Genomic DNA, 12,560 nt, shown 5'->3' with positions numbered 1-12,560 from the left:
CAGGAATGCTCTGGAGGAGGACCGGGCGTCGTCGGCTTCAGGCCGCGGCGGTGCTGTGCTTGCCCTTCTTCGCGTTCTCCTCCGCGGTGGTCGCGGCGAGGAAGAGCCCTTCGCGGTTGAGATGGCGCGAGTAGCCGGAGTCGAGGTAGAGCACCGGCGTGGAGCCCGCCGCCTTCTGCAGGACCGGTCGCAGCAGCTCCTTGATCGGGCCCGACCCGCCGCCGTAGACGTAGATCACCTCGGTGGTGCCGCCGACCTCGACCAGGACGTCCTCGAACCGCGTCCCGATCTCGTCGCAGAGGTAGCCGGCCTCCTCCTCGACGAAGCCGGAGGCGATGTCGTAGCGGCCGCGCGTGAAAGGGCTCGGTTCGGTCTGGAGGAAGTCAGCGAGCTGCTTGCGGTTGGCGAACGCGAGGTTCTTGTGCCCGCTGGTGACCATCTGCTCCAGGGCGTTCGTCAGCGCGGTGCCGTAACCCTGCTCGAGCGTCGCCGCGGCCTCCGGGTTGAAGTCGCCGTCGGTGAAGACAGGGAAGTTCACCGTGCCCTCGCCGACGTCGACGCCGATGGTGTTGCGCACGCCCACCAGTGCCTCGGCGGTGACGTCGGCCAGCCCCTCCGCCGCCGCCGGGTCCGAGGCCCGCAGATCGTCGAGCAGGGCCTGGGCCAGGCCCAGGCCCTTGTCGGCGATGGCGAACTGCGCGCTCGCGCCCTCAGGCAGGACCTGCACGTCCTCGAACTGCAGGCGCACCGCCACCGGAGTCGAGAAGTTCTTGATCGTGACCATGTGCACCGCCGGGTCCGCGCCTCCCAGAGCGCCAATGAACTGCGCGGCGTAGGCCGACCGACGCTGGACGTACTCGGCGATCGGTAGCGCCAGCCCCGCGCGAACGGCGACCCGCAGCTCGGCCTCGGGCAGAGCGCCGTGAGCGCGCACGTAGTCGCGCAGGGCCTTGGCGGCGAAGACGCCGAGGACCAGGACGGCCGAGAGCTCCTGGTCGGCCTTCGACCGGGTACCAACGACCTCGAACTGGGTGAACTTCGACCCGCGCATCGTCAGCGCAGCCCGGCCCATGGTGCGCAGATCAGAGTGGCCGACCAGGGGAGTGGTGAACGACCCGGAGAACTTGTTGAAGAAGTCGTCGTCGACGGCCACGGTCATCGCGTCGGAGTCGGCCTCGGGGACCTTCGGCATCGACCGGGACGTGCTCGAGACCGCCGAGGGCAGATCGACGGAATCGTAGACCGTCTCGCCGTCCACGGTGCCGCGCACGACCCCCTTGACGTAACCGTTACCGACGTCGATGCCGCCGGTGAGCCTCATGCTCGTGTCCTGCGTACTCATGCTGGGGGAACCTCTCAGTAGTTGTCGTGGAATGCGCGTTCGTCGCGGTCGGCCCTCACGAACCGGTGAGGAAGGCGTCGAGGCCCGAGGGGGCCTGGGGCTTCTTGGTCTTCGGCTGCTCGGCGGCGGCTGGCTCGACCTGCTCCTGCTCCGGCTCCTCGGCGTCCTCCACCTCGTGGCGGGGCTCCTCTGCCGGCTCGGCCCCGTCGGGCTCGGGGCCGCCGATCTCGTCGGCAGCGGTAACTTGCGGCAGTTGCGCGAAATCCTCCTCCTCGCTCTTCGGCGGCCGCCCCCGACGGGGCTGCTGCTCGACGGGCCGATTGACCACGTCGACATAGCCGTCGCGCTGAATCGACTCGCGGATGAGCATCCGCATGGAGGCCGACGGGTCGTCCTGGAGGTCGATCCACGCTTGCGACGACTCGTCGGCGGCAGGGATCGTCAATCGGACCCGCCTGGGCTCCGGCTTCGTCTTAGCAACCATCTCGAACCCCTCGCGCCGTGGTCATCCGTGTCTCCTTCCTCTGCGCTCGGTGACGAGTCCATCGCCGATTTTATCGATCATTTGATGCTACTCTAATGGTCATTAATGACCAATGGCAAGCCATCCATGGTCAGATCCGAAACGAGCCCGGTACGTGCGCAGAGCGTCTCGCACGCGGCCGCCCCACGGCGGTCGACGTGTGCGGCCAGAACAGACCTCATCTCGGACGCTTCGCGCCCGGCTTTGACCACGACTTCCGAGGACCGTCCATGACACACCCGGTAATGGCCTGTCACTGGCCAGCAATGGCGGTATTTCGGGCAGGGCGTGACACGACCACGTACCAACCTCGGTCACATCACGCCCGGCAGTGATGCACCATCCGGGCGGATCATGGGTGGCTGTGGTCGAAGAAGAGCCCCTCCCATCCATGGCCACATCATTGGCGGTTCATGGCCACCGATGACCCGATTTGAACCGACAATGACCGAGCGATTCGACATTGGCCATGCATGGTCGCCATCCGACCGCAGACGAACCACGTTCGGGCCGGAACGATGCCGGAGTGGAGGTGTGGCGCCGCGATACGGCCCCGGAAACCGGATTTGGCAACGAGCCGGACACAGCATTGACAAGCATGACCGCGTCAATCCCAAGCCCGACCGAATCGTTGCAGTGGATGACCGGATCCGGTACGCGAAACGAGACCGTTCCTAGGGTTGAGGAAGGTGCCAGAGGCTCTCGAGCACGTGCTGACGGCGACCGCAGTGGATTCCGCAGCGATGACGAGGTGGCGACACGAGTAGTGAAACGGGGGAGAGCGGCTCGCTGCCAGCGGGTTGCCCTCTTCCTCATGCGCCCACGTTGACTACCCCGGCCGCGGGGCCGCGACGAGTTCACGAGGGGGCGGGTATCCGGCTCCGGCGATGAACGGGCAGCGACGGGCGGAGCCGGCCTCGGGCGCGGGGCAACAAGGTACCCGGTGAGGAAGCGGAGCAGGCGCCGCGACAACGGGTGGAGCGACAGACGGTGACAACGAATGCAGGGGTTCGGAACGAGGACTGCCACGAGAGTGGTCCACAGGCTGATGCGGTCATCGCGACGACGAAGAGAAGGTTGTGGCCACGCCTGCGGTGACAGCTGCTGCACGATATCGACGCAAGGAGCGCAGCAGTAGGGGAACAACCGTACGGTCACCCGCTCGTACCTCGCTGAAGCGAAGAAACCCAGACCGTACGGCGGTGCCACGGTCGTTGAAACTGCCGTACGCCGCTCTGTTGCCATGGCCAGGGAAAACCCAACCGCCCGTACACCGCTTCGCGGCCGATAACGGACCGTACGGTTGATGGGTGTACACAACGTTTCCCCTGATGCACGAGCCGTTCCGGTCCTCGGCCAAGGCCTCGGACGCGGAACATGGGGAAAAGAGAAAAGGGCATAAGTAAAGCTGGCAACCCACCCCTACGGGGACCCTCGCTGCGCTCGGTCGGGTTGGTCGGCATAGCCGACAGCTTTATCCTCCGGATCCTCGGTCGCTGGCGCTCCCTCGGCCTATGCCCATCCGCTGCGCTCTGCAGAAGAATGAGCCGCCTCGGCGCTCGCCCGGTATCCACAGGAAGACGCCCTGCGGGCGCACCCATGAGCGGAATGACGATCGCCTCGATGACTGCCAGGCGATGGCTCATGGCCAGCACAGCTGGCACGGGAGGAAGCAGGAGTCGACGGAGGTGCCCAGGCCCCTGTCGACACGATTCGACCCCAGCGCCCATACGAGCTGACTCGAGGCCTTTCGGCCGCGTGCTCGATCACGACTGCAGGAACCGCGCCTGCATCAGCCCTCATCCCGATCACCTCGAGCCTGTGACGAGCGCCGAGACCATCATCCGCAGTGACGAGTTCATGGCCGTCCACGACCGCAAGACCAACTGGCCCAAGGCCATCCCTGCGGCGACGAGGACCTCCGGTTCAAGCCCAGCGCCAGCGGCGGGGCCGGCGCTCGTCGCTGCCGTGAGCGCAAGAGCGGCGAGCACGAGACCGCCGTCTCCGACTGACCCGAATCATTCCGAGAATCATTGACCGAAAGGACGATCCGCATGCCTACGCCCTATCTCACGCCCTACGACACTGGTGCCCGTTGCGAGCCCCGCGTCTGGCCGACCCCGACGCAACTCGCTCTCGAGAAGTCGTCGTCCGACGCCCGCGCCATCGAAGAGGACCGCTTCGGCAGAGTCGACTTCGACAACGACGAGGCGACCACCGTGTGCACCGTCCACATCGAGCGCGGCGAGGACGGTCGGTACGTCGTGGTCATCGGCCTTCGTCACGAGAAGCCGATCATCGTCGTCGACGACAACGGTGCGCGGACCTCCGTCAACGCCTTGACGGACTGAGATCCGATCATGGCTCTCGACTACTCCCACGTGCTCCTCGTCACCGGCTCTCGCACCTGGGACGACGAGGTCGCCATGCGCCGGGTCTTCAACGAGGTCTGGACCGATTGGACCGCTCGAGGCCCCATTACCCGGCCCGTGCTGGTCTCGGGCCATTGCCCTGCTGACAAGCACGGGCGCAGCGCCGACGCCATGGCCGAGCGTCTGTGGAGGTCGGCAGGCCTCGACGTCATCAAGATGCCCGCGGACTGGAAGGCCCACGGCAAGAAGGCCGGGCTGCGGCGCAACCTGGAGATGGTCAACGCCGTGCTCAGGCTCTGCGAGGCGGGAACCGAAGCACAGGCCGCGGCCTTCCTCGACCTCTGCGACAAGGACGGCTGCCCGCGGGCGAACGACGAGCAGCTCCTGCCCGTTCGACGAGGTCACTTCTCACACGGTACCGTCCATTGCCGCCGCGCTGCGATGGCCGCCGGCCTCGACGTCGTCGACCTCGTCCGCGCCTGAACAGCGGCATGGACGCAGAAGCCCCGGACCGCCGTCGGTCCGGGGCTTCGCCGATCCACTAGTCTGTGGATTGGTCTACGAATCGTAGGGGTCGTCCTTGGGTGAGCCGCCGTGGGCATCCCAGTACGCCTTGAAGACCTCTTTTCGGATTCTCCCGTACTCGGCCACCTCGTAGCCGTTCTCCTTGGCCCACTTCCGGATCTCTTCCCGCTGCTCTGGGGTCGTGTTGGGCACGACCTTCTTCTTCCCTGGCTCCTTGGACGCCTTGCGTCCCACCTTCATGTACTCCTTCAGCGAAGCCTCGAGCTTCTTCCGTTCCTCGGGTGTCAGGTCGACCTCGTACCACTGATCGCCGACTCCGAAGGTGAAGGTCGCCGCATCGGGCTTGCCGCTGAGATCTGATTCGATCACTTCTCGGATGGCCATACTGGTGAGGGTAACCCACGGATCCGTGGCCGCAAAGACAGACCGCCGAATCGTTGACTAAAGCCCGTTCGTGCTGCTACACGAGCATCCTTGAGGTCATGCACTGCTAGAATCACACCATCGAATCATGCGCGCCGACTCGTGATCCGCGCGTGAAGAAACCACGGATCCGAAAGGCCTTCGCCGTGACCTATGCTCCCACCATCGACATCGACGACCTCGCCGGTGTCACCGGCCAGGGCCTCTTCACCACGCTCTGCGCCCGCCGGGGCTGGACCGACGAGTACCTCGCGGCCATCCAGTCCGACGAGCACGACGCCCTCAAGGACGTCGAGACGATGGTCGCCGTGCTCGAAGACGCCCGGGCCTCGGGAGCGAAGGTCGTCATCGCGCCCGACTTCGACATGGACGGCATCGCCTCCGGCGTCCTCGGCTACGCGGGTCTGTCCGAGCTCGGCTTCGACGTCGAGCTGCATCTGCCCGACTACCGTCGCGGTCACGACCTGCGCCCGGAGGACATCGCCGAGATCCACGCGGCCTGGCCCGATACTCGGGTGCTGCTCACCTGTGACGGGGGAGTGAACTCCCACGAGGGCATCGCCGCGGCCAGGACGCTGGGGTGGACGACACTGGTGACCGACCACCACGCCGAGCTCGAGCCCGGATCGAGCGCCGACGTCACCGTCGACCCCTGCCGCATCGATGAGACTTACGCGCTCAAGGGCATCTGCGGGGCACACGTGCTCTACCAGGTGATCGAGGCCCATGCGGCCGCCCACCGTCCCGACAAGCTGTGGGAGGTCCGTCTGCTGCGGCTCTTCGCCGGCCTCGGCACCATCTCCGACGTGATGCCGCTGCTGTACGAGAACCGCCAGCTCGTGCGCGACTCGCTCTCGCTGGCCCGACTGCTGTGGGTCACGCCCCCGAAGACGGTCCCCGACCGGTTCGGCGGCCTCGCCCCCGACCTGGAGAGGATCGACGTCGACCGGGCCGTCCTACTGCAGTTGCTGCGCGCCGACGACCACCACCCGGTCTTCCTCTCGGCCTTCGAGGGCTTCGCACTTCTGCTCAAGGCCTTCACACAGGCGGGCAAGATCCGCGAGGTCGACTCGATCAACGAAGGGCTCTACGGCTTCTACCTGGCACCAGCGATGAACTCGCCGCGGCGCATCGAGGCTCCGCTGGCCCCGTGCTTCGAGGTCTTCACCGCCCCGACGCCCGAGGCCAAGCTCGACGCGGCCCGGATGGTCATCGAGGGCAACGAGCGCCGCAAGGAGCTCACCGCCGCCTACGCCGAGGAGATCCTCGGTGCCGACCAGCCGCTGACCCCCTGGGTCTACTTCTCCTCTGCCCCGGCGGGCATGCACGGACTGCTGGCCAACCAGATGATGCAGCGCACCGGCCGCCCGACCGTCGTCGTCGCCCGGCCCGCGCGTCCCGACGAGTTCGTCTCCGGCTCTGGCCGGGCCCCGGAGTGGTTCGACATCATCTCCAGCCTTGAGCCGCACGAGGGTCTGTCGGCCATCGGTCACCAGCAGGCCTGTGGTGTCCGGGTCGAGCGCGCCGACCGGCTCGCACAGCTGGCCCAAGTGCTGTCCGACGAGACCCGGCTGGCGATGCTCCGGCTCGACCCCTCCTCCTCGCCCGGCGACCTCGTTCTGGGCACGGCCGATGCGGCCGACGCTCCGCTGACGGACATGACCCCGCTCATTGAGCTCGTCGAGCGCCTGGAGTCCCTCAAACCCTTCGGCCACGCCTTCGCCGAACCGCGAATCGAGGTCGTGCTGCCCCCGGCCGACCTGCGCGTCGGCCGCATCGGCTCCGACGCCGACTGCGACCACGAACGCACCCCCGAAAACGGGGAGGAGGGCGAGCGCGGCTGGTGGGTGTGCTTCCGGTGCAAGAAGCACCTGCGGGTGATCACCCGCGACGGCCTGGCGTGCCTGTGGTGGAACGCCGCAGACGAACACGCCGAGGCGCTCGCGGTCAGAGTCTGTGACGCCCAGCAGGACCCGGGGGCAGAGCCCCTTCGGTTCCTGGCCAAGCTCCAGCTCAACGAGTTCATGGGCGAGACCCGCGTCCAGCTCGTCATCGACGAACAACTGGCATAACGCGAGGAGCCCCCGGCTATGGCCGCATCAGCGAATCCCGCAGGCTCCCGGCCCCAGGCCGGGGCGCTCCTCTGGTGCCTGGCCGTACCCGTCCTCGTCATCGGCGCCTACATCGCCCTCGGGCTCGCCGCCGCTGGACTCGTGGCCGACCCAATCACCGCGACGGTGGTCCTCGGCGTGGTGGTCACGCTCGTCGTCGGCCTCTTGCGCTGGAGGCGTCCGGCCTGGTTCGCGTATGAGCCCACTCCCGTCCTGCCGGGGGCCAGGAGCGGAGCCGTTCGGTTCTGGTCGCGGGTGGCCGGTGCCGGGCTGCTGGCCTTCCTAGCCGGCCAGACGATGGGGCTGTGGCTCTACCTTGTCTTCGGCTCGCCGGGCTTCGAGGCCCAGGCCGCCTCCCGGCACTCCGCCGGCGTGATGGCGATCATCCTCGCCCTGCTCGTCTCCCCGCTCAGCGAAGAGGCCCTCTTGCGGGGAGCGCTCTACCCGTTGCTGCGCAGGCGAGTGGCGGTCGTCGTCGCCGTGGCCATCCAGGCCGCGGCCTTTGCGATCATGCACGCCAACATCGTCCAGATCGCCTCGGTCCTGCCCCTGGCAGCGCTCTTGGCGATCGTCTACGAGCGCACGCGCGGTCTCGTCCCCGTCGTCCTGGTCCACATCGGCTTCAACCTCGCCGCGGCTCTCGTGCCGCCGGCCTGGTTGGGGTTCCTCGCCCATCCGCTGGCCGTGATTCCGCTGGGCGTGGCCTACGGGCTCGTGCTCGCCGGCCTCGCCCGCGTCGGCGCCACGGTCGGACCCGCTACCTGAGGGCGATCGGGATCCAGGACGAGGCTCCATCTCCTTTCTGCTCTCGGTGATGACCGAGTCCCCATGGCTGCCGCGCTCGCGCGCGAGGTCGCTCAGGGACTCGGTCGGACCGAGGTGACCGGGCCATCCGGCCACCGGGTGGGTGACTGAAGGTTGTTCATCAGTCATACTCGTGAAGAGAGGAGAGGATCATCATGGCTGTCATCGGACCCTGTGAGTACGACGCGGACGGCAAGCTGTTGCGCCCCAGTGCTTCCGCGATCGGCCGCGCCTCCGTGAGCATGGACACCAGCATCGGCGCCGAAGACAGCGATGCCCTCACTCTTGACCGCGGGTGCACACACCTCGCCGTGCTGACCTTCTACGCCAAGAGCCCAGAAGAAGCCGTGCGCCGAGGCAAGAACGGCTTGGCCCGGACGCTCAGCCGCCTCGAGTTCGAGACCGGCTTCCGTGAAATCAGCGTCGAGCGCTCCACGGGCCACATCCCGGTTAGCCGCGACTACGTGGTCACCTACAAGATGGTCTACGCCATCGAGACCGACCGATCCTTCCAGACCATATCCCCCAAAGCGGGATATTCCCGGGACGACGCGTCCCTTTCGGGCTTCAACCCCGCGGACTTCGCTCCGTACTGAGGTCCAGTGTCCGCAGTCTCTTAGAGCTCATCTCAAAAGCCCTACGAGATGCTCCTGAGCCTGGCATGATCACGTGCTGTGAGCGATGTGTTGCCCGATGGGCTCTGGGAGATCGTCCAGCCGCTACTGCCTCCCGCGCCGCGGACCGGCCGACCCCGGGCGGACCAAAGAGCCGTGTTGACCACGGTGCTGTTCGTCCAGGCATCCGGCTGTTCCTGGGAGAAGGCCGATGGCCTGTTCGGCGTTACCCGTGCCACCGCCCACCGCTGGTTTCAGACCTGGACCGAGATGGGCCTGTGGCCCACGATCCACCGCACGATCCTGGATGAGCTGGGCAGACGCGCCCTGCTGGACTGGTCCCGCGCCACTGTCGACTCCCAGTCGATCCGCGCCAAGAGAGGGGGAGAGCACGGGGCCAAACCCCACTGATCGCGGCAAACCCGGCTCCAAGCTCCACCTGCTGTGCGACAACCAGGGCCTCCCGCTGACTTGCGCGGTCTCCGCGGCCAACGTCAACGACATCGAAGCGCTCAAGCCCCTGGTCCGGGGCGTTCCGGCGGTGCGATCGCGGCGAGGTCCCCGGCGGCGGCGTCCAGCCAAACTTCACGGCGACAAGGCCTACCACTCCCGGGACCAGCGCCGCTGGCTGCGCGAGCGCGGCATCGGCGTGCGCCTGGCCCGTCCCGGCATCGAGTCCTCCCAACGTCTGGGACGCCACCGGTACAAGGTCGAACGCTCTATCGCCTGGCTGGGCTCCTACCGCAGATTGAACGTGCGCTGGGAGCGCAAGGCCTCCACCTTCCTGGCCATGCTCGGCATCGCCTGCATCCTCATCTGCTACAAGCACCTGGCCAAGCATGCTGACGGCTTTTGAGATGAGCTCTTAGACACGAGAAAGAGGCCGGAGGCTCCCTTCCCACGGGGAGGACCTCCGGCCTCTTTCTTTTTCACGTTCCTGTGAGACAACCACACGAGGGTGAGAGCTGAACAAGCCGCCGTTCACCTGAGCCCGACTCTATCAGGGCATCCATTCCCCGCGCAATGAATCGAACGATCCCGAGAGGCAAGGATCATTCGTATCGCTCATGGTTGCAATGGGGGTCGATCGCATGGTTCATCAATTAAGCCAGGTCGGCGTCGAGGAAGCTTCGTCGCATGGATCATTGTGTGCCACTTTCTCTGGTACATCCATCCTTTGCGCTCTGAGCTGGGTAAACGCTTCTTCTGAAGAGGGTCGCCAGATGGCGTGTACCACATTGAATTCACGCCGTGGTACAGATGTTCGCCCAGGTCGAGGCTGTTATCCAGCACGTTGTACCACGCGTACCAGATTTTCTTCGCTCTTTTATAGGGAAGAGGAGGCGCCTTCGTTGGCGCCGGGACGTCGGTGGGGAGGCGGGGGTCTGCATTGCGCGCATTGCTTCATGTCATTCATGTGGTACGAGTGGTACAGGGGGTATATAAAGTTCCCCTGGTCTGGGCAAACGGATGTACCACTTCAAGACTGAGAAGTGGTACACGTGGTACGAAGCCCCTCCTGTTTTCCTTTTGACCTGGGCAAACAGGTGTACCACGCTCTGTTGTGCGCTCTCTGAACCCTCAGGGGGTACCACCTCTTGGTGTCCCTGTGTGTCGATCCCTCGCGAGCGAAGAACTCTCTGTCGCGCCCTTCTGGCCTGTTGTAGGCGGCTCACGCCGCCTCCGGGCTGGTGATGCACGAGAAGCCACCTGCTCGCGCCAGGGCGCCCGCGTCCGGCCTCGATCAAATCGGCTTCTCGCTGGGCTGGATCGATCCTGACTGACGCTCGCCGCGCCGCAGATCGAGCATCCACTGATCATCAAGTCACGATTCAATGCATTGCGAAAGACCATTTGCATGTCATAGGGTCGGCATCGCGTTCCATTTTATAACGAGACCAATCGGCTTCCCACGCCATCGCCGGCAGGTCTCGCTCGCCAGGGAGACAACCTCATGACGACTCCTGACCAGAGCACATCTGCGTCAGCCGACCCCGATAGGTCAGCCGACAACGCCGTCCACGACGTCGAGTCCACCCTCGACACGATCAAGGCCCACTTCGCCAAGACGCAGGCCATCTCGCCGCTGAACCAGGTCATCACCTTCGTCACCGAGGCCTACCTCGCCGATCTCGATTCCGCCCGACCACCGCGGCCGACAGCCTTGGAGCAGCAATTGCTGGCCATCGTCAACGGTGTCGTCGTGGTCGAGAACACCAAGACCAACCTCCGGGCCATGAAGCTGCCCATGGCCAAGCACCTGACCCCCTGGCAGATCGCCCAGAGCCTCCTGCACCTGCACCACGTCAAGCGCATCGCTCCCTCCGACAAGGACACTGACCGCGAGTACGACCTGCTGGCGATGTACCAGGCCTCGGGCCCGGGCCGCGGGACCTACACGGTCAGCGAGGACGACATCCGCATGAAGGCCCGCCGCTACCACGCCGGCCTGACCCTCAACGACTTCAAAGAGGTCATGGCCGTGCTCAAGGAGGACGCGCCGCGGACCACCCAGTGCCTGCACCGCGACCTCATCGCCGTCGGCAACGGTGTCTTCCACTACGGCAGTCAGCCCGCGACCGAGACCATCGGCGGCACGGAGTTCTCCTTCGAGCCCAAGACCCTGGTTGCCTTCGACCCGGCCCTGGTCTTCCTGGCCAAGTGCCACGTCGACTACGTCGCCGATGCGCCCAACCCGGTCTTCGTCCACCCCGTCGACGGCTCGACCTGGGACATCGTGTCCTGGATCGATGAGCTCACCGACGACGAGGGCGTGGCCGACCTGTTGTGGGAGATCATCGGCGCGATCATCCGCCCGCACGTGCGCTGGAACAAGACCGCCTGGTTCTACTCCGAGTCCGGCAACAACGGTAAGGGCACACTGTGCTCGCTCATGCGCAACCTGTGTGGGCCGCGCTCGCACACCTCGATCCCGCTGGCCGACTTCGGCAAGAACTTCGCCCTCGAGCCGCTGGTGAGGGCCAACGCGATCATCGTCGACGAGAACGACGTGGGCACCTTCATCGACAAGGCCGCCAACCTCAAGGCCGTCGTGACCGGCGACGTCATCCAGATCGACCGGAAGTACCGGATGCCGATCGCCTACCAGTTCTTCGGCTTCATGGTCCAGTGCCTCAACGAGTTCCCGCGGGTCAAGGACAAATCCGAGTCGTTCTACCGCAGGCAGCTGTTCGTACCCTTCTCGAAGTCCTTCACCGGGGCCGAGAAGCGCTACATCAAGGATGACTACCTGCAGCGGACCGAGGTCCTCGAGTACGCGCTCTGGCACGTCCTGCACAGGGCGGGCACCTCCGAGCACAAGACCGAGACCTCGGACGACGCCCCGGGCAGCTACTACGAGCTGGCCGAGCCGCCAGTGACGAGGATGGTGCTGGCCGAGTACAAGGAGGCCAACGACCCGGTGAGGGCGTACTGGGAGGAATTCAGGGAGCGCTTCGCCTGGGACCTGCTGCCGTTCACGTTCCTCTACGACCTCTACAAGGTCTGGTTCGTCTCGGTTTCGCCGTCGGGCTCGCCGGTGTCCAGGCAGCAGTTCGTCACCGACTTGGTCGCGATCGTCAAGTCCGACCAGGAATGGCACTGCCCGGACAAAAACCGGAAGATCCGGCCGGGCAAGCCCGACACCGGGCTGATGAGCGAGCCGGAGACCCTCATCGCCGAGTACGACCTCAAAGCATGGAAGCAGCCCGGCTACATCGGCACGGACCCGACCAAGGCCTCCCGCCCTCTGCTCAAGCCCAACTACCGCGGGCTCCTCCGCCAGACCGTCGGCGGCGACGACGACCGGGACGCCCAGGGCTGAGCCGAAACCCCCTCCAGGAGAAA

At 66.0% G+C, this 12,560-nt stretch carries 10 protein-coding genes; 7 read left to right on the top strand and 3 right to left on the bottom strand.

What is annotated here, in order from left to right:
- Positions 1 to 37: 37 nt before the first annotated feature.
- Both HGB44_RS02720 and HGB44_RS02715 read right to left on the bottom strand, forming a co-directional pair.
- Positions 38 to 1,342, bottom strand: a complete 1,305-nt coding sequence (locus tag HGB44_RS02720; protein WP_061080727.1) for an acetate and sugar kinases/Hsc70/actin family protein — start codon at positions 1,340 to 1,342, stop codon at positions 38 to 40.
- A gap of 55 nt (positions 1,343 to 1,397) precedes the next feature.
- Positions 1,398 to 1,787 carry a hypothetical protein gene (locus HGB44_RS02715; protein WP_168443909.1) on the bottom strand — a complete coding sequence of 130 codons (390 nt, stop codon included), beginning with the start codon at positions 1,785 to 1,787 and terminating at the stop codon, positions 1,398 to 1,400.
- 2,132 nt (positions 1,788 to 3,919) lie between these two features.
- Here HGB44_RS02715 and HGB44_RS02710 point away from each other — a divergent pair.
- Entirely contained in the window at positions 3,920 to 4,216 is a 297-nt protein-coding gene (locus HGB44_RS02710) for a hypothetical protein (RefSeq protein ID WP_061080724.1), read from the top strand.
- A gap of 9 nt (positions 4,217 to 4,225) precedes the next feature.
- Positions 4,226 to 4,720: a hypothetical protein gene (locus HGB44_RS02705; protein WP_210751112.1), complete on the top strand. Its 495-nt coding sequence runs from the start codon at positions 4,226 to 4,228 to the stop codon at positions 4,718 to 4,720.
- A 75-nt stretch (positions 4,721 to 4,795) separates the two neighbouring features.
- Here HGB44_RS02705 and HGB44_RS02700 read toward each other — a convergent pair whose 3' ends face one another.
- A complete protein-coding gene (locus tag HGB44_RS02700) occupies positions 4,796 to 5,146 on the bottom strand; it encodes a histone-like nucleoid-structuring protein Lsr2 (RefSeq protein WP_061080722.1) in 351 nt (116 codons plus the stop codon).
- Between the two features lie 185 nt (positions 5,147 to 5,331).
- Here HGB44_RS02700 and HGB44_RS02695 point away from each other — a divergent pair, with 185 nt between their 5' ends.
- The 5 genes from HGB44_RS02695 (at position 5,332) to HGB44_RS02675 (ending at position 12,537) form a co-directional block, all read left to right on the top strand.
- On the top strand, positions 5,332 to 7,257 hold the full coding sequence (locus HGB44_RS02695) for a DHH family phosphoesterase (RefSeq protein ID WP_061080721.1): 1,926 nt from the start codon (positions 5,332 to 5,334) through the stop codon (positions 7,255 to 7,257).
- Between the two features lie 18 nt (positions 7,258 to 7,275).
- On the top strand, positions 7,276 to 8,061 hold the full coding sequence (locus HGB44_RS02690) for a CPBP family intramembrane glutamic endopeptidase (RefSeq protein WP_061080720.1): 786 nt from the start codon (positions 7,276 to 7,278) through the stop codon (positions 8,059 to 8,061).
- A 194-nt stretch (positions 8,062 to 8,255) separates the two neighbouring features.
- Positions 8,256 to 8,696, top strand: coding sequence for a hypothetical protein (locus tag HGB44_RS02685; protein ID WP_061080719.1), 441 nt, complete (start codon positions 8,256 to 8,258; stop codon positions 8,694 to 8,696).
- A gap of 78 nt (positions 8,697 to 8,774) precedes the next feature.
- Positions 8,775 to 9,570 (top strand): IS5 family transposase gene (locus HGB44_RS02680; protein WP_231972698.1). Its coding sequence is split into 2 segments (ribosomal slippage): positions 8,775 to 9,106 and positions 9,105 to 9,570, totalling 798 coding nucleotides; the frame shifts between segments, so codons are not numbered across the junction.
- A gap of 1,098 nt (positions 9,571 to 10,668) precedes the next feature.
- The gene (locus HGB44_RS02675) at positions 10,669 to 12,537 is read left to right on the top strand and encodes a DNA primase family protein (RefSeq protein ID WP_061079980.1); all 1,869 of its coding nucleotides are present in this window, start codon (positions 10,669 to 10,671) and stop codon (positions 12,535 to 12,537) included.
- The last annotated feature ends 23 nt before the right edge of the window (positions 12,538 to 12,560 follow it).

Origin of the sequence: Nocardiopsis alborubida (assembly GCF_012396365.1) — a bacterium.
GTDB lineage: Bacteria > Actinomycetota > Actinomycetes > Streptosporangiales > Streptosporangiaceae > Nocardiopsis > Nocardiopsis alborubida.
This window is presented reverse-complemented; position numbering and strand designations above follow the sequence as displayed.